22 protein-coding genes and 1 other annotated feature are annotated in these 23,421 nt (G+C 49.6%); of the genes, 12 read left to right on the forward strand and 10 right to left on the reverse strand.

Annotated elements, in window-relative coordinates:
• The first annotated feature begins 281 nt into the window (after positions 1-281).
• The 10 genes from M2407_RS02980 to M2407_RS03025 all read left to right on the forward strand — a co-directional run bounded on the left by M2407_RS02980 (position 282) and on the right by M2407_RS03025 (position 12,674).
• A complete protein-coding gene (locus tag M2407_RS02980) occupies positions 282-1,049 on the forward strand; it encodes an ABC transporter permease (RefSeq protein WP_122077938.1) in 768 nt (255 codons plus the stop codon).
• Complete coding sequence (locus M2407_RS02985; protein ID WP_122077940.1) at positions 1,049-1,789, forward strand: ABC transporter ATP-binding protein; 741 nt, start codon at positions 1,049-1,051, stop codon at positions 1,787-1,789. Before M2407_RS02980 ends, M2407_RS02985 begins: the two co-directional genes overlap by 1 nt.
• 31 nt (positions 1,790-1,820) lie before the next feature.
• A complete protein-coding gene (locus M2407_RS02990) occupies positions 1,821-3,719 on the forward strand; it encodes a DUF4422 domain-containing protein (protein WP_259216715.1) in 1,899 nt (632 codons plus the stop codon).
• Between the two features lie 7 nt (positions 3,720-3,726).
• Positions 3,727-4,881, forward strand: a complete 1,155-nt coding sequence (gene glf, locus M2407_RS02995) for a UDP-galactopyranose mutase (RefSeq protein ID WP_122080595.1) — start codon at positions 3,727-3,729, stop codon at positions 4,879-4,881.
• Positions 4,878-5,774 carry a glycosyltransferase gene (locus M2407_RS03000; protein ID WP_259216716.1) on the forward strand — a complete coding sequence of 299 codons (897 nt, stop codon included), beginning with the start codon at positions 4,878-4,880 and terminating at the stop codon, positions 5,772-5,774. Before glf ends, M2407_RS03000 begins: the two co-directional genes overlap by 4 nt.
• Before the next feature lie 14 nt (positions 5,775-5,788).
• Entirely contained in the window at positions 5,789-6,931 is a 1,143-nt protein-coding gene (locus M2407_RS03005; protein WP_122077945.1) for a glycosyltransferase family 4 protein, read from the forward strand.
• A 16-nt stretch (positions 6,932-6,947) separates the two neighbouring features.
• Positions 6,948-8,138 carry a polysaccharide pyruvyl transferase family protein gene (locus M2407_RS03010; protein ID WP_259216717.1) on the forward strand — a complete coding sequence of 397 codons (1,191 nt, stop codon included), beginning with the start codon at positions 6,948-6,950 and terminating at the stop codon, positions 8,136-8,138.
• A gap of 137 nt (positions 8,139-8,275) precedes the next feature.
• A complete protein-coding gene (gene gndA / locus M2407_RS03015; RefSeq protein WP_020826040.1) occupies positions 8,276-9,682 on the forward strand; it encodes an NADP-dependent phosphogluconate dehydrogenase in 1,407 nt (468 codons plus the stop codon).
• Positions 9,683-9,856: 174 nt separating this feature from the next.
• A complete protein-coding gene (locus M2407_RS03020; protein ID WP_122077953.1) occupies positions 9,857-10,702 on the forward strand; it encodes a glycosyltransferase family A protein in 846 nt (281 codons plus the stop codon).
• A gap of 28 nt (positions 10,703-10,730) precedes the next feature.
• Positions 10,731-12,674, forward strand: coding sequence for an HAD-IA family hydrolase (locus M2407_RS03025; RefSeq protein ID WP_259216719.1), 1,944 nt, complete (start codon positions 10,731-10,733; stop codon positions 12,672-12,674).
• Positions 12,675-12,780: 106 nt separating this feature from the next.
• Here the strand turns inward: M2407_RS03025 and hisIE are convergent, their stop codons facing one another.
• The 9 genes from hisIE to hisL form a co-directional block, all read right to left on the reverse strand.
• Positions 12,781-13,395 carry a bifunctional phosphoribosyl-AMP cyclohydrolase/phosphoribosyl-ATP diphosphatase HisIE gene (gene hisIE / locus M2407_RS03030; protein WP_128864052.1) on the reverse strand — a complete coding sequence of 205 codons (615 nt, stop codon included), beginning with the start codon at positions 13,393-13,395 and terminating at the stop codon, positions 12,781-12,783.
• On the reverse strand, positions 13,389-14,165 hold the full coding sequence (hisF, locus tag M2407_RS03035; RefSeq protein WP_046374042.1) for an imidazole glycerol phosphate synthase subunit HisF: 777 nt from the start codon (positions 14,163-14,165) through the stop codon (positions 13,389-13,391). Before hisF ends, hisIE begins: the two co-directional genes overlap by 7 nt.
• The gene (gene hisA / locus M2407_RS03040) at positions 14,147-14,884 is read right to left on the reverse strand and encodes a 1-(5-phosphoribosyl)-5-[(5-phosphoribosylamino)methylideneamino]imidazole-4-carboxamide isomerase (RefSeq protein ID WP_020826043.1); all 738 of its coding nucleotides are present in this window, start codon (positions 14,882-14,884) and stop codon (positions 14,147-14,149) included. The genes hisF and hisA overlap by 19 nt, the downstream gene beginning before the upstream one ends.
• Positions 14,885-14,889: 5 nt before the next feature.
• Positions 14,890-15,480, reverse strand: a complete 591-nt coding sequence (hisH, locus tag M2407_RS03045) for an imidazole glycerol phosphate synthase subunit HisH (RefSeq protein ID WP_046374040.1) — start codon at positions 15,478-15,480, stop codon at positions 14,890-14,892.
• Positions 15,480-16,547 (reverse strand): bifunctional histidinol-phosphatase/imidazoleglycerol-phosphate dehydratase HisB, encoded by a 1,068-nt coding sequence (gene hisB / locus M2407_RS03050; protein ID WP_129940200.1) that lies wholly within the window; start codon positions 16,545-16,547, stop codon positions 15,480-15,482. The genes hisH and hisB overlap by 1 nt, the downstream gene beginning before the upstream one ends.
• Positions 16,544-17,632 (reverse strand): histidinol-phosphate transaminase, encoded by a 1,089-nt coding sequence (hisC, locus tag M2407_RS03055; protein WP_187962584.1) that lies wholly within the window; start codon positions 17,630-17,632, stop codon positions 16,544-16,546. The genes hisB and hisC overlap by 4 nt, the downstream gene beginning before the upstream one ends.
• Positions 17,629-18,936: a histidinol dehydrogenase gene (gene hisD / locus M2407_RS03060; RefSeq protein WP_217330990.1), complete on the reverse strand. Its 1,308-nt coding sequence runs from the start codon at positions 18,934-18,936 to the stop codon at positions 17,629-17,631. Before hisD ends, hisC begins: the two co-directional genes overlap by 4 nt.
• Before the next feature lie 4 nt (positions 18,937-18,940).
• The gene (gene hisG / locus M2407_RS03065) at positions 18,941-19,840 is read right to left on the reverse strand and encodes an ATP phosphoribosyltransferase (protein WP_041414374.1); all 900 of its coding nucleotides are present in this window, start codon (positions 19,838-19,840) and stop codon (positions 18,941-18,943) included.
• A 196-nt stretch (positions 19,841-20,036) separates the two neighbouring features.
• Positions 20,037-20,163 (reverse strand) — a sequence feature (His leader region).
• Positions 20,139-20,186 carry a his operon leader peptide gene (gene hisL, locus M2407_RS03070; RefSeq protein ID WP_101495319.1) on the reverse strand — a complete coding sequence of 16 codons (48 nt, stop codon included), beginning with the start codon at positions 20,184-20,186 and terminating at the stop codon, positions 20,139-20,141. Its footprint overlaps the feature before it by 25 nt.
• 229 nt (positions 20,187-20,415) lie before the next feature.
• On the opposite strand from hisL, the gene M2407_RS03075 reads away from it, so the two are divergent.
• The gene (locus M2407_RS03075) at positions 20,416-21,240 is read left to right on the forward strand and encodes an SDR family oxidoreductase (protein WP_020826049.1); all 825 of its coding nucleotides are present in this window, start codon (positions 20,416-20,418) and stop codon (positions 21,238-21,240) included.
• Here the strand turns inward: M2407_RS03075 and M2407_RS03080 are convergent.
• Positions 21,233-22,174: a LysR family transcriptional regulator gene (locus M2407_RS03080; RefSeq protein WP_020826050.1), complete on the reverse strand. Its 942-nt coding sequence runs from the start codon at positions 22,172-22,174 to the stop codon at positions 21,233-21,235. The two genes, M2407_RS03075 and M2407_RS03080, sit on opposite strands and share 8 nt — an antisense overlap.
• A gap of 246 nt (positions 22,175-22,420) precedes the next feature.
• Here M2407_RS03080 and speB point away from each other — a divergent pair, with 246 nt between their 5' ends.
• Positions 22,421-23,353 carry an agmatinase gene (gene speB / locus M2407_RS03085; protein WP_259216722.1) on the forward strand — a complete coding sequence of 311 codons (933 nt, stop codon included), beginning with the start codon at positions 22,421-22,423 and terminating at the stop codon, positions 23,351-23,353.
• Positions 23,354-23,421: the final 68 nt, after the last annotated feature.

Consider the following 23,421-nt stretch of genomic DNA (forward strand, 5'->3'; position numbering starts at 1 on the left):
TGGATCCTCATCACTCGCCATGAAAAGACACTGTGCCATGGTGAGTGTTAAGGGATATGCATTGCTGAATGTTATATTAAAATCAATCGGTTATGATGAGAGTGCTCTGGTTGCCGCAATGCCAGGGGCGGTAGCGTGGTTACAAATGCTCTTGAAAAATATCCTGAAGTTCACTCGGTCGATTCTGCGACTTGGAAGTGTTACTAATTATTATCGATGCCAGTTGAAATAACATTAGGTTTCAATTGCTAGGGAATTTTAATCTTAAATCGAGTTTTCATATGAAGTATAGCTTAGGTTACCTCTGGGATTTGGCTGCAGTCATCACAGAGAAAGAATTGAAAGTAAGATATAAAAGTAGTTTTTTCGGTTATTTATGGTCAATTGCCAATCCATTGCTCTTTGCCATGATCTATTACTTTATCTTTAAGTTGGTCATGCGTGTTCAGATTCCAAACTATACAATATTCATTATTACTGGTCTTTTCCCATGGCAATGGTTTGCTAGTTCAACGACAAATTCTCTATATTCTTTTATAGCAAATGCGCAAATAATAAAGAAAACAGTATTCCCACGCTCAGTTATCCCTTTCAGTAATGTGCTCATGGAGTGTTTGCATTTTTTATGCACCATTCCTGTGATCATTGTTTTCCTCTATGTGTACGACATGCGCCCTTCGGTTGACTGGATTTGGGGTGTTCCATTAATTGGTATAGCCCAAATGTTGATGACTTTTGGTATTGCTATGATGTTGTCGACATTAAATCTTTTTTTCCGTGATTTAGAAAGGTTCGTGACGCTAGGCATTATGCTTATGTTTTATTGCACGCCGATTCTTTATTCTGGTGACATGATTCCAAAAGAGTACAAATTCTTGATTGATTATAACCCGCTGGCAAATATGATACTGAGTTGGCGGGATCTCTTCATGAATGGGGTTATTGATTACCATCAAGTTGGTATGCTTTATGGATATGCTCTTTTATTCGTCATCATTGGCACTAGCATATTTAATAAATTAAAGTACAGATTTGCAGAGATACTATAATGAGCTTGGCTATAGAATTTAAAAATGTCACTAAGCGCTATCCATTATATCATCATATTGGATCTGGCATTAAAGAATTGATTTTTAATCCACGCCGTGCGTTGAGCTTGCTAAGTGGCCGAAGTTATTTAGCGATAGAAGACATCAGCTTTCAGGTACAGAAAGGAGAGTCCGTCGCACTTATTGGTCGTAACGGTGCAGGAAAAAGTACTTCACTTGGTTTGGTCGCTGGAGTAATGAAACCATCGTCGGGTACGGTTAGCGTCGTTGGGCGTGTTGCATCGATGCTGGAGTTGGGCGGGGGATTCCACCCTGAACTCACTGGGCGTGAAAATATACGGCTTAATGCCACCTTATTGGGGCTACGTCGTAAAGAATTAAAACAACGTCTGGATAAAATTATAGAGTTCTCTGAATTGGGTGAGTTTATCGATGAACCCATCCGTGTCTATTCAAGTGGTATGTTGGCGAAGTTAGGATTCTCCGTGATAACACAGGTAGATCCGGACATATTAATCATCGATGAGGTTCTGGCTGTAGGTGATATTGCTTTTCAGCGAAAATGTCTGAATACTATTAATGAATTTAAGAAAAAGGGCGTTACCATTCTTTTTGTTAGTCATAATCTTGAAGATGTTGAAAAAATTTGTGATAAAGTCATTTGGATTGAAAACCATAAAATGAGAGACATGGGAGAAGCCCATTCCGTTATCTCTCAATATAAAATAGCAATGGCCTGAAATTTATGATTATGACTATTAGGTAATTAAAATGAATTCTATTAAAATTTACACTTGCCATCATAAACCCAGTGCATTTCTTGATTCCACACTGATTCAGCCGATACATGTTGGTAAGGCAAATAATTTAAATGAGATTGGTTGTCCTGGTGACGATTCTGGCGATAATATCTCTTTCAAAAACCCATTTTACTGTGAATTGACCGCTCATTATTGGGTATGGAAGAATGCGCAACCAGCAGACTATGTTGGGTTTATGCATTATCGACGTCATTTTAACTTTTCTGAAGATCAACAAGTCCCGGAAGATAACTGGGGCGTAATTAATTATGAGAAGATTGATGCGTTATATCATGAGAAATTTGGTTTAAACGATAAGAATATATCTGATTGTCTGGCAGGTGTTGATATTATCTTGCCGAAAAAATGGGATGTTAGTGCTGCAGGTAGTAAGAACAACTATCAACATTATAAAGTTTCTAACTACCTGCATATTGAAGATTACGATGCCGCATTAGAAATTCTTTCAGATATTTATCCGGAGTATAAGTCTGCTGCAGATATATTTAATAACTCATCAGATGGTTATTATACTAATATGTTTGTTATGCGGAAGGATATCTTCAATGATTATTCTGAGTGGCTATTCGCGATTTTGGAAAGGCTTGAGGATAAACTCCGCTTTAAAAATTATAATGCGCAAGAGAAACGCGTTGTTGGTCATATATCTGAACGATTGTTAAATATTTATCTGGCGTACCAAATCGAGCAGCGCTCTTTTAAAGTTAAGGAGTTACAACGAACCTTTATCGAAAAAGAAACTTTCAATGCTACTCTAAAACCTGCATTTTCGACAAGAAATGTTCCTGTAGTGATTTGTTTTGATGATAATTATGCTATTAGTGGTGCAGCGTTAATTAATTCTATTCTTGCTCATGCAAATCCAGAGCTAAATTATGATCTGGTTGTTCTGGAGAATGGGGTTTATTTAAAAAACAAGCACCGCTTCTTATCGCTTGTTGCCGGTTTTAAGAATGTTAGCCTTCGTTTTTTTGATGTGAATGCTTTCACTGAGATAAAAGACGTCTTTACTCGTGCTCATTTTAGTGCTGCAACCTATGCGCGTTTGTTTATCCCAAATCTATTTTACGAATTTGATAAAGTAATATTTATTGATGCGGACACGGTAGTTGAAAGTGACTTGGCTGAGTTGATGAGTATCCCTCTTGGGAATAACTTGATCGCTGCGGTAAAAGACATTGTTATGGAGGGCTTCGTTTTGTTCGGCGCGATGTCCCAGTCCAGTGATGGTGTAATGCCAGCCAAAGAGTATTTGGAAAGTTCATTGGGAATGGATAACCCAGATGGCTATTTCCAAGCTGGGATTTTAGTATTTAATATCGCGCAGATGAACCAAGAAAATACATTTTCCAGCCTGATGGATGCGATGAAAAGCAAAACCTATTGGTTCTTGGATCAGGATATTATGAATAAGGTATTCCATGGCCGCGTGCACTATTTGCCAATGGAGTGGAATGTTTATCATGGTAACGGCAATACGGAAGATTTCTTTCCCAATCTACCCTTCAAAACTTATATGAATTTTCTTGAGGCGCGTAGAGATCCGAAGATGATTCATTTTGCGGGTGAGAATAAACCGTGGAACACGCGTCGCGTTGACTTTTTTGATAACTATCATAAAAATATCGTGAATACGCCATGGGCGTATGAAGCTTATGAACGTCTGATTGGCACCGCAGTATCACATGTTCCTACAGTGCAACTTGTGAGTAATACGCCGGTTTTGCTGCAGACTAAATTAAAACGCGCTCTGATGCCCATGCTTAACAAATGGGCACCAATAGGCACGTCGCGACGCAATTTTATGACGAAATACTACTACAAAGTTAGACGCGCAATTCTTGGGTAACTTAATGATAAACAGTAAAAAAATACTAATTGTGGGTGCTGGTTTCTCTGGTGCGGTAATCGGCCGTCAACTGGCAGAGCAGGGGCATTTGATCCAAATCATCGACAGCCGGGATCATATTGCAGGAAACTGTTACGATGCCCGCGATGTGAAGACGGACGTTATGGTGCATACCTATGGCCCCCATATCTTCCACACTGACAACGAGCAGGTATGGAATTTTGTTAATCGTTACTCCACCATGATGCCCTACGTGAATCGGGTTAAAGCGACTGTTGGTGGTCAGGTTTTCTCGTTGCCGATAAATCTTCATACGATTAACCAATTCTTTAGACAAACCTGTTCGCCAGCGGAAGCCAAAGCGCTAATTGCTGAAAAGGGTGACCGCAGCATTACTGAGCCACAATCGTTTGAAGAGCAGGCTCTGCGTTTTGTCGGCAAAGAGCTTTATGAAGCCTTCTTTAAAGGCTATACCATTAAGCAGTGGGGGATGTCTCCGGCGCAACTGCCAGCATCGATCCTTAAACGTTTGCCTATCCGCTTTAATTATGATGATAACTATTTTAATCATAAGTTTCAGGGGATGCCGAAAGATGGCTATACCAAAATGGTTGAAGGTATTTTAAACCATGCAAACATTACCGTATCGCTAGGCGTACAGTTCCAGCCGCAAGATCGCGAGCAGTATGATCATGTTTTCTACAGCGGGCCACTGGATGCTTTTTATGACTTCCAGTTTGGGCGTTTAGGTTACCGTACGTTAGACTTTGAAAAATTCTCGGTGGAGGGTGATTATCAGGGGTGTGCGGTTATGAACTATTGTGAACAATCAGTGCCTTACACTCGTATCACTGAACACAAATATTTTTCGCCTTGGGAGCAGCATGAAGGCTCGGTTTGTTACAAAGAATACAGCCGTGCATGCGAGGAAAACGACATTCCTTACTACCCAATTCGACAAGTTGGTGAAATGAGCCTTCTGGAAAAATATGTCGATTTGGCGGAAAAAGAAAACGGTATGACCTTCATCGGCCGTTTAGGGACTTACCGCTATCTGGATATGGACGTGACTATTGCCGAAGCGTTGAAAACCGCTGAGATTTATCTGAGCAGTCTGGAGCAAAAAACGACTATGCCAGTCTTTACGGTCAGCATCAGATGAAAGCCACGGCGTTAATTGTTACTTTTAATCGCCTGGAAAAATTGAAACAGTGCTGGATGGCAACTGCTGCGTTGTCATTTGAGCACATTGTTATTGTTGATAATGCTTCAACCGATGATACTCAGGCCTGGTTGGAAGGTATTGAGGATACGCGCCTGCACGTGCTCCGCGCCGGTCAAAATGATGGCGGTGCCGGTGGGTTTAAACTCGGAGCGGAATTCATTGCTGAAAAAATAGATACCGATTGGGTATTTATGTTTGATGATGATGCTTACCCGCAAGCTGAGTTGTTGGCGCGTTTTGCTAAGTTGGAACAAACCAATCATGCTGCATACTGTTGCCGTGTGATAGATAAGCAAGGCATGCTTTGTAAAATGAACGTGCCCTTCAGTAAGATGCCAACATCACTGATGCGCACGCTCGATTATATTGCAAGACCTGATCGCTACACTCCGACAGGGCTGGAGGCGTCAGAGGTGATTACGCTTTCATTCGTTGGTGCAATAATTCGCAAAGACGTTTTAGCTGCCAACACAGAGTCTATCCGCTCGGAGCTTTTTATTTATTATGATGATCTTTACTTCTCTTACAGGTTGAGTCAACAGGGGTATCGCTTTCGATACTCACCAGAGTTGCTGTTCTTGCATGATGTGGCACCAACCGGTGGGGGAATAAATCCACCATGGAAGGTGTATTACCTGGTCAGGAATTTGCTTCTTTCTAGAATGTTGTTTAAAAAAAATGAGAGGCCTTACTCATTTGGAGCCATCGTGTTACGTATTGCTAAATATTTACTTTCTTTTACCTCTCAAGGTAATAAAATCGAATATATTAGATATGTAATACGCGGTATTGTTGACGGTATATCACTTAAAAATGGTAAACGACATTAGCCGGTAAGAGTTTAATGAAAAAGATTTGTTATTTTATCAACTCGGATTGGTACTTTGAACTTCACTGGGTTGAAAGAGCCTTGGCAGCTAAGGCTGCAGGCTATGAAATTCATGTTGTCAGCCATTTTGTGGGGGGCGACATTCAGCAAACGCTGACAGAAAAAGGTTTCATTTGCCATGACTCTTCTATCTCGGAACAGTCTGTTAATCCGATAAATTTTTTCAGTTCGTTGGTCAAGGTATGGCAACTGCTCAGAAGAATTAATCCGGATGTTCTACACTGCATCACCATCAAGCCTTGCTTGATGGGGGGATTTTTTGCCCGCTTTTATAACAAGCCTATCATTCTTGGCTTCGTTGGGCTGGGGCGCGTGTTTATGGAAGATAAGCTGTCAATGAACGTTATTCGATTTCTGACGCTACACTCCTATAATCATATAGTTAAGAATAAAAAGTGTCTGTTGGCTTTTGAACATGAGCACGATCGCGATCGACTCATTGCCATTACTGAAGCCAAAAAAAGCCAAACAGTGGTGATCGATGGTGCCGGTATCAATCCGGATATTTATCATTATTCACTGGAAATCAACCGCGAAAAACCGATTGTGTTGTTTGCGAGTCGCCTATTGTGGAGCAAGGGGCTGGGTGACTTGGTTGAGGTGAAAAAGCGACTGGCGCTTAAAGGCGTGGACTTTGTTCTCAATGTAGCAGGGATTTCGATTGTTGATGATCCTGACGCTATACCCTTGTCACAAATCGAAGAGTGGCATCAGCAGGGGCTGATAAACTGGCTTGGCCGCTGTACGGATGTCTACAGTCTTATCGAGGCTTCTAATGTTGTGGCACTGCCTACCACATATTCTGAAGGTGTTCCCCGTATCTTGCTTGAAGCCTCGTCCGTAGGGCGTGCTTGTATCGCTTACGATGTTGGTGGTTGCCAAAGTCTTATCATCGATGAATACACGGGCAGTTTAGTGGAGAAACGTAACATCAAGCTTTTGGCAGAAAAGTTAGAAAAGTTGCTTACCAGTCCAAACAAGCGTGTAGAGATGGGGGTTCGTAGTCGTGAGCGAATTGAAAGCAAATTTGCATCATCATTGATTATTGATGACACTCTGAAACTTTATCAGCGCGCAATTGCCACCGGGAACTATTAATTTGAGGGGCACTATTTTGGCTTTTTTCGCGAAATTATGGACGAAAAGGCAGGATAGGGATGTTCAAGCTCCATCAGTACAGAAGAAAACATTGTATTTAGTTTCAGCCGCAGGTATGCCAAATTTTGGTGATGACATGCTAACGCGATACTGGATAAATGAATTGCAACGGCAGTTTCCTGATAGCGTTATCTATCTTGATGCGGTTGATGCTGTGGTGGCGTCGGAGCTATTTCCGGGGGTTAAATGTGTAGATTATCTATGGCGTTTGGCCCAAGCGCTGGGTGACAAGGGGTCCGTTCAGGACAAATTTGCCGATCCTCATGCGCTACCGATTCGTGAGCGCTTAATGTCCGAGGTCTTTATCTCTGCGGAAAGTATCCATCTGTTGGGGGGGGGATACATCAATGAACTCTGGGGGGCCAATGCGCGATTGATAGAACTTGCGGCTTATTTTGCTGAAAAGCATCAGTTGGCCTGTTACGCAACCGGGCTTGGATTGCAGCCGCTCTCGCCTGAAAATGCTGCTAAATTAGCACCGTTCATCCGTCAGTTTAATCACTTTGATGTACGAGACGAAGCCAGCTATAAAGTATTGGAATCTTTTGGAATTCCTGTACTGGGTTTCTCCGGGGACGATTATTTTGCTTTCCCCGATTCTCCAACCGGACGTCTTGTGGAGCGTGAACAACCCACTCTTCATCTGTGTATCCATACCGAACTGTCTGAAGATGGTATTCTAGCCGAGAATCTGTTGACGCTGTTGCAGACGGTCGTAGCCAGGTTTTGTCAGATTTATCCTGCGGCCGCGATCAATTTTTATGAGTTTCGTCCAGGAACAGATGGTACGTTTTTTCACCAGGTGCAGGAGCGTTTTCCTCACGCAAGTTTCGTGCCGTTCGAACAGATTTGGCAAGATGGTTTAGCATTTGCCACTAACGATTTTTGCATCAGTTCACGCTTCCACTTTCAGGTCATTGCTGCAAGTCTGGGTATCGATGGTATTGCGTTATCGTGGTCAGATTATTACGACAACAAATTCGCCAGCTTACAACCCATGTCTGACTGGCCTATGGTCAGGCCGGATATCAGTGCGGACGCATTGGTACCCCTGCTGTCACCTGTAGTACGCATTGACCGCCAGCCGGGAAGGGTTCTGATTCAGCAAGCCAAACAACGTTTATTGGCACAACTGTATAATTTCTGATGGTTTATTATCTGTTATAAAGCCTATCGCACCAATCACTACCCACGCGGCTCAATCCTGAGTTAACATGTGTGCCACATCACAAAACCTGTTGGCCACAGTTGTTAACAGGGTCATCCTCAGACAGGAGTTCTTCAATGTCCAAGCAACAAATCGGCGTTGTCGGCATGGCGGTAATGGGCCGCAATCTGGCACTGAACATCGAAAGCCGTGGTTACACCGTTTCGATCTTTAACCGTTCAGGCGATAAAACTGATGAAGTTATTGCCGAGAATCCAGGTAAAAACCTGGTGCCGCACTACACCGTCGAAGAGTTCGTTGAATCGCTGGAAAAACCACGCCGCATCTTGCTGATGGTGAAAGCAGGTGAAGCGACTGACAAGACCATTGCTTCCCTGACTCCGCACCTGGATAAAGGTGACATTCTGATCGACGGTGGCAACACCTACTATCAGGACACCATCCGTCGTAACCGCGAACTGTCTGATCAAGGCTTCAACTTCATCGGTACCGGTGTTTCCGGTGGTGAAGAGGGCGCGCTGAAAGGGCCTTCAATCATGCCTGGCGGCCAGAAAGAAGCTTACGAGCTGGTGGCGCCAATCCTGGAGAAAATCGCTGCGGTAGCGGAAGGCGAGCCTTGCGTGACCTACATCGGTGCTGATGGCGCCGGTCACTATGTGAAGATGGTGCACAACGGCATCGAATACGGCGACATGCAGCTGATTGCAGAAGCCTATTCCCTGTTGAAGCAGGCGCTGAACCTGAGCAATGAAGAACTGGCTGACACCTTTGCCGAGTGGAACAAAGGCGAACTGAACAGCTACCTGATCGACATCACCAAAGATATCTTCACCAAGAAAGATGAAGAAGGTAAATACCTGGTTGATGTGATCCTGGACGAAGCTGCCAACAAAGGTACCGGCAAATGGACCAGCCAGAGCTCTCTGGATCTGGGCGAGCCGCTGTCGCTGATCACCGAGTCGGTATTCGCACGTTACCTGTCCTCACTGAAAGACCAGCGCGTTGCCGCATCTAAAGTGTTGACCGGTCCTAAAGTGACGCCAGTCAGCGGTGACAAAGCCGAATTCGTCGAGAAAGTGCGCCGCGCGCTGTACCTGGGCAAAATCGTTTCCTATGCGCAGGGCTTCTCTCAGCTGAAAGCGGCTTCCAAAGAAAACAACTGGGATCTGCACTACGGCGACATTGCCAAGATCTTCCGCGCCGGCTGCATCATCCGTGCACAGTTCCTGCAGAAAATCACCGACGCTTATGCACAGGACGCGGATATCGCTAACCTGTTGCTGGCACCTTACTTCAAGCAGATTGCTGACGAATATCAGCAGGCGCTGCGTGACGTGGTGTCTTACGCGGTGCAAAACGGCATCCCTACGCCGACCTTCTCTGCGGCAATCTCCTACTACGACAGCTACCGTTCAGCGGTTCTGCCTGCCAACCTGATCCAGGCGCAGCGTGACTACTTCGGTGCTCACACTTACAAACGTATCGACAAAGAAGGCGTATTCCATACCGAATGGATGGAATAAGTTAATTAATATAAGATAGCCGGGCTATGCCCGGCTTTTGCTATTATAAGATTTGATCTTTGATTGTTATATCGGTCTTGAATTGTTATATCGGTAGTGAATCAGAGGTTACTATAATTATTTAATATGTTTCCATGTTAATTAATTTGCCTAGATAGTATTCATAGAGGAATTATGAAAGGCTCAGTTGCTATTATTTTGAGACATCATGAGACTAGGAAGCGCTTGCTTTTGCGAGCTCTTGAGTCCGTGAAGAATCAATCATATCAAAATTATAAAGTTTTTATCATGACTAACGGTTCTGGTATACCGTCAGATATTGAAGAGTTGGTTTTTATTTCTGAAAGCGACAAAATTCATGCTGTCTCTTCTCAGGAAGAACTTATTAAAACACTACACAGCTTCCCATTTGAGTATGCATGTTTTCTTGATGACGACGATACTTGGGCGCCAGAGTATTTATCCCGTTGTATCTCCGTTTTTGAAAAGAGTAAAGTCAGATACCCATCTGTTGGTGCTGTTGCCAGCCATGTTAATAAAGTTTATGAAATAGCTGAAGGCAACAGGATAAAGATCGACAGAACCGAACCGTGGAATCATTATTTCTCGGTTGGCCCGGTGAATATCGATGCGTTGTATTATAGAAATAGTATCCCAGCATCGTCATGCATTTTTGACTTTTCTGCATTTATACGCACTGTCGTGTCTCATAATATCATGGAGCCAGCGTTTTTCTGGGTGTTCTTGATTTCATTTATGAGCAAGAATGATGTGTGGATCGTTCCCGAATCTTTGTCTTTTTATCATTTCCGCCGGGAAGATGACTTTAACCTGGGCAACTATAGCATTATTCATGCCGAAGAGTATGGTTTTTCATCAAAAGTCATTCTCAATAGTATAGCTAGAAATACCTCTGACGATTATACCTGTCGGTTTATTTCTAATTTTATCTTTAACGAAACTATGTTTCATCGAATAGCTTCGATTGAGAATAAAATTTGTCATCACTTCGGCCATTGAATAATTATGCTCAGGAGTAGAAGGAACTATGGATTTTAATAATTACGACTTCGTGAGTTTCGACATATTTGATACACTTTTGAGTCGAAAAATTGCGCGGCCCAAGGACTTGTTTTCACTGATTCAAGCCAATTTATCGTATGATAGTCAATATATCGCATGGCCCGATTTGGTCGATAATTTTTCTGTTATCAGGGAAAAGGCGGAAGAAAAAGCCAGGCAACATAAGGTAAGTTTGCACGGAGGCGAGCCTGAAATTCTGATATCCGACATCTATGATCAGGTCAGCCAAAGGATCCCGACATTGCCTAAGCATGTTATTAACATGCTTATTTCTCTAGAAATAGAGATGGAGAAGGCTGTTCTTTTTAAAAGTATAGCGGCAGAAGATCTTTTTAATAAGGCCAGGGCCGCAGGATGTAAGATTATCGTTATCAGCGATATGTATTTACCTTCGAAAGTGCTACGCGAGTTACTGGAAAATGCTGGCTACAAAAATCTTGATGATGTTGCCATTTTTTCTTCAGGTGAAGAAGGGGTGTCTAAACACACCGGAGAGTTATATCCTAAGGTTAGGAATAAACTTAACCTTACTGGAAAACGTTGGTTGCATATTGGCGATAATAAGCATTCTGACGTTGAAATGGCAAAGCATCATTCGATAGATGGGCTACATGCTGATTGGTCTGAATATGATGGCGGTGTTTCACGTCATTGGCAGATTAAAGATGTTATTGGCGAGTCTATTAATATCTCGGTAACGAATATTCAGGCGAGACAGTTTTTTTCTGATGACCCGCTCACTGAGATTGGTTTCAAGATCTTTGGTCCATTGATGCTGGGTTACACATCCTGGATCCATGCTACGGCCAAAAAACTTAACGTTGAGAAGCTATTGTTTTTGGCGCGAGATGCGCATTTGATTCGCGATATTTTCCTTGATTTCTATAATAAAGATCGCCAGTTCGACTATCAGTATGTTTATCTTTCCCGTGCATCTACTTACAAAATGGGAATGACTGATTGGCCAATGCATCGTATCTGGCATCTGTTTGGTGGTAAGAATAGAAAAAGCATAAAAAACATTCTGTCTGTTATTGGACTAAATGCTGAAGAGCATCTTTCCGATATTCACGACGTTGGCTTCCCTGACGTCAACTATGTTCCAAGCCACGGCGAGCGTGATAAAGTCCATTGGCTGATTAATAAGCTGTTCATGCATGCTTTGCTGCAAAACAAGAAATATCGGGATGAATTCTCAGATTATTTCAAAGAAGCAGTAGGGAATTATTCTTCAGTGGCGTTAGTCGATATTGGTTGGATGGGAAACATTCAATCAGTCTTCAGCCGTGCTTTAGGAGATATCTGGGCAGATAAGAAAATAAGCGGGCTATACTTGGCAACCTTTGAAGGGGCTAAGGATAACAAATCCTATTATAATGACATGAAAGGTTGGTTGACTAATTTTGGGGAGCCTAGAAATCAACATGATTTGATCCTCTCTGGTGGGGTCGAGCTGTTGGAGTTTGCAATGGCGGACAATACCGGGTCGACCAAAGGTTACCAAAAGATTGATGGTAAAACTCAGCCAGTGAAAGAAAATGTGAGTGAGGAGGAGTTGGAATATCTTAAAAAAGCACAGCTTTTGCAAAAAGGTATTCGGTCATTCTTTGAATACATTTCTTCTATTCTTGCGGTTGTACCGTCAGAGGCCATGAGTAGCCGGTTGCTATCCGAACCTTTCTTTGAGCTTGTGTCAAATCCAAGCAGCTACGAGCTGGATGCGTTGGTTGGCATCACTCATTCGGAGGCTGCGGGGGCCAATAATGGCCGCATTGCCTTGGCGGAGAAATTAAGCCTAAAAGAACGCTTGCTTCAGGGGCATAAGTATTCTGAAATGTTTGAGCAGAGCTACTGGAAAGAAGGCTATAAGCGTATAAACAGGAAGAAATTCTGGAAGAAATATATCTAAATTATTGATATAAGATTCTAGTCAATAACCGGCATTAAAATATCGTCCGATGATATTTAATGCCGGTTTTTTTATGCCAAAAAATTGTGGCATTCATGACGTAATTTTATCTTTTATGCCGCTCACGCAGCCGACCAATCACCTTGCTCAAATCCAGATCCTGATCCTGCAGCAGCACCAGCAGGTGATAAATCAGATCGGAGGCTTCGTTGGTTAGCTCTTCGCGATCGTTCACCGTCGCGGCCAATGCGGTTTCCACGCCTTCTTCACCGACTTTCTGTGCGATACGCTTGGTGCCGCTGGCGTACAGGCTGGCGGTGTAAGAGCTGTCGGGGCTGGCGTTTTTACGCTCCGCCAGCAGTTGCTCCAACTGATACAGAAAACCCCAATCGCTGGCGGCCGGGTGGAAGCAGCTGGTATTGCCCAGATGGCAGGTCGGGCCGATCGGATTGACCAAAATCAACAGCGTGTCGTTATCACAGTCTGGGGTGATGCTCACTACGTTGAGGAAGTTGCCAGAGCTTTCGCCCTTGGTCCACAGGCGCTGCTTGGTACGAGAGAAGAAGGTGACCTTGCCGCTTTGCTCGGTAGCTGTCAGCGCTTCCTGGTTCATGTAGCCGAGCATCAGCACTTCGCCGGAGACGGCATGCTGCACAATCGCCGGCAGCAGGTGGTCAGTTTTTTCCCAGTCGAGCTGGCTTCTTTGTTGTTCTGTTAACACAGGCGGATCTCCACACCTTGGGCGGCCAGGAACTTTTTCAGTTCGCCGATATTAATGATTTGCTTGTGGAACACCGACGCGGCCAGGGCGCCGTCAACGTCCGCATCACGGAACGCTTCCAGAAAGTGTTCCATGGTGCCCGCGCCGCCGGAGGCGATCAGGGGCACTTTGCATACCTCACGGACCTTCCGCAGCTGTTCCAAATCGTAACCGTTGCGTACGCCATCCTGGTTCATCATGTTCAACACAATCTCGCCGGCACCGCGTTTTTGCACTTCTTTAACCCAATCCAAGGTTTCCCATTGGGTGACGCGGGTGCGGCTTTCGTCGCCGGTGTATTGGTTAACGTGATACTTGCCGGTTGAGGCTTCGAACCAGGTATCAATACCCACCACGATGCACTGTACGCCAAAGCGATCTGCCAGACGGCTAATTAGATCGGGGTCGGCCAGCGCCGGAGAGTTGATGGAAATCTTATCGGCGCCGAAAGAGAGGATCTGGCTGGCATCTTCCGGGCTTTTGATCCCGCCGGCGACGCAGAAGGGGATATCAATCACTTCCGCCACTCGCGACACCCAGCTTTTGTCCACTACACGACCATCGCTTGAGGCGGTGATATCGTAAAATACCAATTCGTCCGCACCTTCCTGCGCATAGCGTTGCGCCAGCGGCACGATGTCACCGATGATCTCATGGTTGCGGAACTGCACGCCTTTCACTACTTGCCCGTCTTTGACATCCAGGCACGGGATTATCCGTTTTGCCAGCATGCGATTGCCTCCTCAACGCTAAACTTACCTTCCAACAGGGCACGCCCCACAATCACACCTTTAACGCCACTGCCACGCAGTTGGGCGATATCGTCCAGGTTGCCGATGCCACCGGATGCCTGGAAGTCAATCTGCGGATAGCGTTGGCTGATTTCCTGGTACAGCGCCACGTTGGAGCCAGCCAGCGTGCCATCGCGGGAAATATCGGTGCACAGCACGTGCTTGAGGCCGTAGGGCAGGAACTGCTCCACCACCTGTTCCAAAGTGGCGTCTGAGTTTTCTTGCCAGCCGCTGATCGCCACGCGCTTGGTGCCGTCGGCGTCGATACGCACGTCCAGCGCCAATACCATGGCCTCTGCGCCATAGCGCTCAAACCAGCCTTGCACCAACTGCGGTTGTTTCACTGCTGTGGAGCCGATGACCACGCGGGTCGCACCGGCTTCCAGCAGTGCCGAAACGTCCTGCTCATTGCGAATGCCGCCACCAACCTGTACCGGCACGTTAACCCCGGCGAGCAGTTGGCGCAGCAGCGGGATCTGGCGTGCAGCAGGATCTTTGGCCCCGGTCAGATCGACCAGATGCAATACCTGCGCACCCTGTTGTTGATAGTCCTGCAGGCGTGAGCGCGGATCGTTACCGTAGTCGCGCTGTTGGCCGTAATCACCCTGATGCAAACGCACCACGTTGCCGTCGATCAAATCCAAAGCTGGAATAATCATGCTGCCTACATCTCCAGAAAGTTTTTCAACAGTTGCGCACCGGCTGCTCCAGAACGTTCTGGATGAAACTGCACGCCGAAGAAGTTGTCTTTTTGCACGGCGGCGGTGAAGGGCTCGCCGTAGTTCGCCTGGGCGATGGTGCTTGGGCATATCGGCATCGCATAGCTGTGAACGAAGTAGAAGTAGGCACCGTCTTCAATGCCGCGGAACAGATGGTGGCCGGCCTGTGCCGACACCTGGTTCCAGCCCATGTGCGGCAGCGGCAGACCGAAGTCGGTCATCTGGGTGACCGGCGTCTCGATAATGCCCAGCGTGTCGATACCGCCATTCTCTTCGCTGCTTTTTGCCAGCAACTGCATACCGAGGCAAATACCCAGCACCGGCTGAGTGCAGGCTTTGATCAAATCGATCAACTCGCGTTGCTTCAACTGATCCATGGCCGCCTGTGCTGTGCCGACGCCCGGCAGGAAAAGCTTATCGGCGCGCAACACGATCTCCGGGTCACGGCTTACCTGCGGCTGATAACCCAGTCGCTGCACCGCGTAGGTGACAGAAGACAGGTTGGCGCAGCCGGTGTCTAAAATCACCACGTTCATCACAGCACTCCTTTCGAGCTCGGGAGGGTATTGCCCTCAACGCGGATCGCCTGGCGTAGCGTACGGCCAAACACTTTGAACAGGCTTTCGACGCGGTGATGGTCGTTTTTGCCTTTGGTTTTCAGGTGAAGCGTGCAACCCATGGTGTAAGACAGCGAGCGGAAGAAGTGTTCGACCATTTCGGTGCTCAGATCGCCGACGCGCTGATAGTTAAACTCAGCCTTGTATTCCAGGTGCGGACGGCCGGAGATATCCAGCGCGCAGCGCGCCAGGCACTCGTCCATTGGCAGCACAAAGCCGAAACGTGCGATGCCGCGTTTGTCGCCCAATGCCTTGTTCAGGGCTTCGCCCAGCGCCAGACCGGTGTCTTCTACCGTGTGGTGATCGTCGATATACAGATCGCCTTTAACATTGATGTCCATGCGGAAGCCGCCGTGGGTGGCGATCTGATCCAGCATGTGATCGAAGAAACCCACGCCGGTTTTGATCTTGCTGCCGCCTTCGCGATCCAGCCAGACGTTGACGTCGATCTGGGTTTCTTTGGTGGCGCGGTTAACCTGCGCATGACGATCGCGCTGGGTCAGTTGGCGGGTGATCTCTTTCCAGCCCAGGGTATCGCGCTGATAGCGCAAGCCCTGAATGCCCATGTTTTCCGCCAGTTGAACGTCGGTGGGGCGATCGCCGATCACGTAGCTGTGAGCGGTATCCATCACGCCGGGCTCCAGATAGCCTTTGACCAGCGCGGTTTTGGGTTTGCGGCAATCGCAGTTGTCCGCCGGCAGGTGTGGGCAGATCAGGATATCTTCGAAGTGAATGCCCTGGGAGCTGAGGATCTGCATCATCAGGCCGTGCGGCGGATCGAAGGTTTCCTGCGGAAAACTGGCGGTACCCAGGCCATCCTGATTGGTGATCATCACCAGTTGGTAACCTGCCTGCTGCAATTCAAGCAGGCAAGGAATGACGTCCGGCTCCAGCGCCAGCTTGTCCAGGCGATCAACCTGGAAGTCTTCTGGGGGTTCAGCAATCAGCGTGCCGTCACGGTCAATAAAGAGGAATTTCTGGCTCACATTGGCTCCTGGCGAGTCTCGGTTGCACCGGGCAGGGCAGACAGCGCGTCAACCACGCGCTGGCATTCGTCACGGGTGCCGATGGTGATGCGCAGGCAGCCGGACAACCCAGGTTGTTTATTTTGGTCTCTTAAGATAATGCCCTGATCCCATAAGGTTTTAAACACATTACTGGATGCAGTGAAACGAGCCAGCAGGTAATTGCTGTCGCTGGCGAAAACCTGCTCAACGCAAGCGCAGTTTTGCAGCGCCTGCTGCAGCCAACTGCGGTTGGCGGCAATCTCGGTAACGCGCTGACGCATCACGCGGATCCCCTCGGTGCTGAGCGCCTGTGCAGCGATATCGGCGACCGGAGTAGACAGCGGATAAGGTGCGATCACCTTCAGCAGCAGGGCGATCAAGTCCTCGTTGGCCAGAGTAAAACCACAGCGCAAGCCAGCCAGCGCGAAGGCTTTTGACAGAGTGCGCAGGACAGCCAGGTGTGGGTAGTCGCTCAACCAGGCGGCCACGCTGGCCTGCGGGCAGAATTCGATATAGGCCTCATCAACCGCGACGATTGCCTTGCCTTTGGCCATTTCCAGCAGGGTGCGCAGATCGTTGGGATCGATCAGATTACCGGTTGGGTTGTTTGGGCTGCAGACGTAAATCAGTTTCACGTTATCCAGGCTGTCGGCGATGGCAGCTAAATCCAATTGCCAGTCCTTTTTGGCCGCCACGGTGCGACGCTCCACGCCAAAGGTTTCAGCGCTGACGGCGTACATGCCGTAAGTCGGCGGGCAGAACAGGATGGCGTCTTTGCCCGGCTCGCAGAAGGCGCGGATCAGCAGTTCAATGCCTTCGTCCGCCCCACGACTGACCAGCACCTGTTCCTTTTTAACCCCGGCGTAATCGGCGTAGCGCTCGATCACCCGTGCCGGCTGGCACTCCGGATAGCGGTTAAAGGTTTGAGCGGTCAGTTGGAATTCCGGGGCGATCGGGTATTCGTTGGCGTTCAGCCACACATCGCCATTGCCCCCCAGGCGGCGAGCCGATTGATACGGGGTCAGCTCGCGAACGTTGGCGCGCGCCAGGTTTTCAATGCTCATGCTTGCTCCTTCAGTGCGGCAACGCGCAGGGTGACGGCGTTTTTGTGGGCAATCAACTGCTCGGCGGCAGCCAGGGTTTCAATGGTGGCGGCCAGGTTCATAAAGCCTTGCGGCGTCAGTTCCTGCACCGTCATGCGTTTTTGGAAATCCGCCAGGCCCAGGCTGGAACAGGTCGCGGTATACCCGTAGGTCGGCAATACGTGGTTGGTGCCGGACGCATAGTCACCGGCGGACTCTGGCGACCAGTCACCGAGAAATACCGAACCGGCGCTGGTGATGCTGTCGACCAGGGCGCGGGCATCGCGGGTCTGAATGATCAGGTGTTCCGGGCCATACTGATTGCTGATCGCCACGCACTCGGCCAGATCTTTGGCGACGATCAGTCGGCTACTGGCCAGCGCCTGACGAGCGGTTTCGGCGCGAGGCAGTTGCGCCAGTTGCTGTTCGACCGCTTCGGCTACCGCCTGTGCCATAACGGCGTCCGGCGTCAGCAGAATCACCTGCGAGTCTGGGCCGTGCTCCGCCTGCGACAACAAATCAGAGGCGACAAACGCCGGCGTCGCACCGGCATCGGCAATCACCAACACCTCGGAAGGACCGGCCGGCATATCGATCGCTGCGCCGTCCAACCGTTGGTTGATTTGGCGCTTGGCTTCGGTGACAAAGGCATTGCCCGGCCCGAAGATCTTCGCCACGCGCGGTACGGAGTCGGTGCCGAATGCCATAGCGGCAATCGCCTGTGCGCCGCCAACCTGAAACACTTCCTTTACCCCGCACAGCTGCGCGGCATAGAGAATTTCATCGGCAATCGGTGGCGGTGAGCACAACACCACGCGGCGGCAACCGGCGATACGTGCCGGCGTCGCCAGCATCAGTACGGTAGAAAACAGCGGCGCGGAGCCACCGGGAATATACAGCCCGACCGAGTCGATCGGGCGGGTGACCTGTTGGCAACGCACGCCCGGCTGGGTTTCCACATCCACCGGCGGCAGCTTTTGCGCATTGTGGAAGGTTTCGACGTTAGCGACCGCGACTGCCATCGCCTGTTTTATATCATCACCCAGACGAGCGCTGGCGGCGGCGATCTGGTCGGCGGTGATGCGCAGCGCACCAACCTCGGTTTTATCAAATTTGGCGCTGTAATCGCGCAGCGCCTGGTCACCGTTGGCCTTCACGTTGTCGAGAATCTCGTTCACCGTGCGGGTGATGCTGTCTTCGGCTGCGATCGCCGGGCGCATCAACAGTGCCGCGCGCTGTTCGGCGTTGCAGCCTGCCCAATTGACCGGAGTATTGAAAGTCGACATGGCGTTACTCCATCATCTTCTCAATTGGCAACACCAGAATCGAACTGGCACCCAGCGCTTTCAGCTTTTCCATGGTTTCCCAGAACAGGGTTTCACTGCTGACCATGTGCATTGCCACGCGATTTTGCGCACCGGCCAGTGGCAGAATGGTTGGGCGTTCCGCGCCCGGCAGCAGCGCAACGATTTCGTCGAGGCGCTCGCTCGGCGCGTGCAGCATGATGTACTTGGATTCGCGTGCCTGGATCACGCCCTGAATACGGGTCATCAGGCGGTCGATCAATTGCTGTTTGGCTTCCGGCATTTCGCCGTCACGTTGGATCAGGCAGGCTTTCGAGCGGTAAATCACTTCCACTTCGCGCAGGCCGTTGGCTTCCAGCGTGGCTCCGGTGGAGACCAGGTCACAGATGGCGTCAGCCAGACCGGCACGCGGTGCCACTTCCACCGAACCGTTCAACAGGCAGGATTTGAAGCGCACGCCTTGTTTATCGAGGTATTGTTTCAGCAGGTGCGGATAAGAGGTGGCGATGCGGGCGTCTTGCAGGCTTTGCGGGCCGGTGTATTCCGTGTCGAGCGAGGTAGCCAGCGACAGACGGCAACCGCCGAAGTCCAGGCGACGCAGGGTGAAGTAACGGGGATCTTCGCCCTGAGCGCGGCGGGTGAGCAGCTCTTCTTCCAGCACGTTCTCACCGATAATCCCCAGATCGACCACGCCGTCCATCACCAGCCCTGGGATATCGTCATCACGGACGCGCAGGATATCAATCGGCATATTCTCCGCGAAGGCAATCAGGCGCTGTTGCTGCAGGTTGATTTTAATGCCGCAGCGCGCCAGTAACTCCTGGGATTCATCACTCAGGCGGCCTGACTTCTGCATTGCTATCCGTAAACGTGTTTTGTCCAGCATGGTAACCTCTGTTTAATCTGTAATTTTATACCCGTCATACTTCAAGTGGCTTGGGTGTTGGCTGCCTTCATTCACCCCAGTCACTTACTTGAGTAAGCTCCTGGGGATTCACTCAGTTGCCGCCTACAAGCAACTCGAATTATTTGGGGTATTTGAATTTATTTTAAAAATTATTTTTTCTGTCTGTCCGGAGCCAAAAAAAAAACCCTCGGAAGAAATCTTCCGAGGGCTCTCTCTTGCATTCTGCGCGCCACTGGAAGATTAAAAAACCGTCTTCCAGCACACATCGCCTGAAAGACTAGTCAGGATGATGGTGATGATGGTGGCTGAACTGAATGCGTGTCATGGTGTTTTCTCTGTATAAAGTCGCTACAAACTCAATTGCTAATTAACCTAAACTATCCGCCGTCTGTCACGCAACCCTTTTTTACGGTCATAAATTTAATTTATTGAAACAGGTTGAGTTATTAGCTGGACGCGACTTTACCTAAGCTTAAACTGGGTGGATTGTATCACTTCACGCAGTGGCGTAGCCTTAATGGGTAAAGCGCTGCGATCTTCAGGAGAGGAAGGTGATGAAAAAGGTAGCCATTATTGGTCTGGGCTGGCTGGGCATGCCGTTGGCCCTGTCGCTGATGAGCCGTGGGTTTGACGTCGTTGGCAGTAAAACGACGCCGGATGGCGTTGAGGCCGCGCGGATGAGCGGCATTGAATGTTATCAGTTGGAAATGACGCCGGAGCTGATTTGCGAACCCGAGGATCTGGAGTCTTTGCTGCGCGTCGATGCGCTGGTGGTGACATTGCCTGCGCGCCGCACTGTCGAGGGCAGCGAGAACTACTTCAATGCGGTACGCATGCTGGTGGACAGCGCGATGGCTTTTGGCGTACCGCGTATTCTGTTTACCAGTTCGACTTCGGTATACGGTGAAACTACCGGCACGGTACGCGAGGATTCGCCGCTGCAGCCGGTTTCGCCTTCGGGGCGAGTGCTGGTGGAACTGGAGCGTTGGCTGCATGAACTGCCGAACACGTCGGTGGATATCTTGCGGTTGGCGGGACTGGTGGGTGTGGATCGTCACCCCGGTCGTTTCCTGGCCGGCAAAGTCGACGTCAAAGGCGGTTCGCAAGGGGTGAATCTGGTGCATCAGGACGATGTGATCGCCGCGATTCAACTGTTGCTGAAACTGCCGAAAGGCGGTCACGTTTATAACCTTTGCGCCCCGGCCCATCCCACCAAGCGTGAATTTTACCCGGCGCTGGCCGAACAGCTGCATCTGGCCCCGCCGCAGTTCGCCATTGAGGCAGAGCAGGGTGGGCGCCTGGTGGACGGTAGCCGCATCTGCAATGAGCTGGGGTTCGAATATCAGTATCCGGATCCGGCGCGCATGCCGGTCAATTAATATCAGTATCTGACCCCGCGCCTGCGGGGTTTTTTGTCTGTGGCGCTCGCGCCAATCCGCTCAAATCCTCTATCAGCGCCAACAAGGCCTCCTTTGGCGCTCCGGGTCGGGTCACCAGGCTCAGGGTTGCCTGGTAGGAGAGCGCCTGCCCGCCTAACTGCCGCAGTGCTCCCTGTTCAACCCAGCGCGCGGCATAATGGGTCGGCAGGTACCCGAGATATTCGCCGCTGAGCACCAGATGGGCGACCCCCTCCATATGGTGGGCGACGGCACCAAGGTTTAACGGCGCCAACGGGCAGAGCTGCTGCGCCAACAGATAACCTCGCTTGACCCAACGCGCATTCTCAATTTGTTCGCGACCCGGTTGCTCTGCGGTAAACAGCGGATGATCGCTGCTGCAGTAGACCGCCTGCGTTTCGCTTATCCAGGGTTGATACTGCAATGCTTCCAACTGCTGGCCGAAATAACCGATGCCCAAATCGAGCTGCTGATTCAGCAACCCCTGTTCAATTTCGCCGGGGGCGCAAATTCGGCACTGCAACTGCACGTCCTGATGGCGGCGTTGAAACTGTTTGATAGCACGGCTGAAGGGGTTGCCCGGCAGCGACACCAGATTATCCACCAGCCCGATTTGCAGATCGCCGGTCAGCAGACCGTTCAGCGACTGGCTGACCCGGGTGAAGTCGCGTGCGGCGTTAAACAGCGTGCGGCAGGCGATCAATATGCGCTCCCCTTTGGGTGTCAACATAAAACCGGAGCGCCCTCGCTGGCACAGACGAAACCCCAGCCGGGTCTCCAGCGTCGCAAGATGGGTGCTGATGGTCGACTGATTCATCAACAGCGGCTCCTGGGCGGCGCTGACGCCATGGGCCTCCGCGACGGCGACGAACACCCGCAGCAGCCGCAGATCGATGTCGCTTAGATTAGTGAGCATCTTTTCCTCCGCAAAACTTCCCTTGTTAACCGATTGGTAACATCCATGGCGTCACCCTGACGGGCCAAAATCACTCTTTTTATGTCACAGATTACAAATAAAACCAATAGTTCAAAGCGTTACAAAACATCGGTATTTTCAATGCTTACATCACAAAGATGGAATGGTAGCCCTGTCGGCCATCGGGGTAGCCTGTATTTGTTATCTAAATGTTGAAATTAAATCATGCCAGAACGAGGAAAACACATGCTTAATCAACCCCAAAGTGGCAACGACATGCCGCGGTTTGCCGGTATCCCTACCATGATGCGCCTGCCCGTTGCCGAAAATGCGCGCGGTCTGGATGCGGCCTTCGTTGGCATTCCTCTTGATATTGGCACTTCAAACCGCAGCGGCACGCGCTATGGGCCTCGGCAGATCCGTCAGGAGTCGGTGATGATCCGCCCGTACAACATGGGTAGCGGCGCTGCCCCTTTCGAACGGTTGCAGGTTGCCGATCTGGGGGATGTCGCCATCAATCCCTACAGTCTGGCGGACAGCGTTCGGCGTATCGAACTGGCCTATAGCGACATTCTGGCCCATGGCTGCATCCCGCTGACGCTGGGAGGCGATCACACGCTGACGTTGCCGATCCTGCGTGCCGCCGCCGGCCGTCATGGCCTGGTCGGTCTAATTCACGTGGATGCGCATTCAGACACCAATGAGGAGATGTTTGGCGAGCAACTGGCGCACGGCACCACTTTCCGTCGCGCTTTTGAAGAGGGGCTGTTGGCACCGCAACGGGTTGTGCAGATTGGGCTACGGGGCAGCGGCTATGAAGCTGCCGATTTCGACTGGTCGCGCCGGCAGGGGTTTCGCGTGGTGCAGGCGGAAGAGTGTTGGTATCGCTCTTTAGCGCCGCTGATGGCCGAAGTGCGCGAGCAGATGGGCAGTGGGCCGGTTTATCTCAGCTTCGATATCGATGGGCTGGATCCGGCGTTTGCTCCGGGTACCGGCACGCCGGAAGTTGGCGGGTTGTCGGTATGGCAGGGCCTGGAAATTGTCCGAGGATGCCGGGGGCTGAATCTGATCGGCGCCGACGTGGTGGAGGTCTCACCGCCTTACGATCGTTCCGGTAATACCGCGCTGCTGGCGGCCAACCTGCTGTTTGAAATGTTATGCGTGCTGCCTGGGCGATAAGACGTCGCCATACCTGACCGGCGGAGCCGTTGCGCCTGGATCCAATAACAATAATAAACATGCGGAGT

Source organism: Serratia sp. BIGb0234 (assembly GCF_024809915.1).
GTDB lineage: Bacteria > Pseudomonadota > Gammaproteobacteria > Enterobacterales > Enterobacteriaceae > Serratia > Serratia liquefaciens.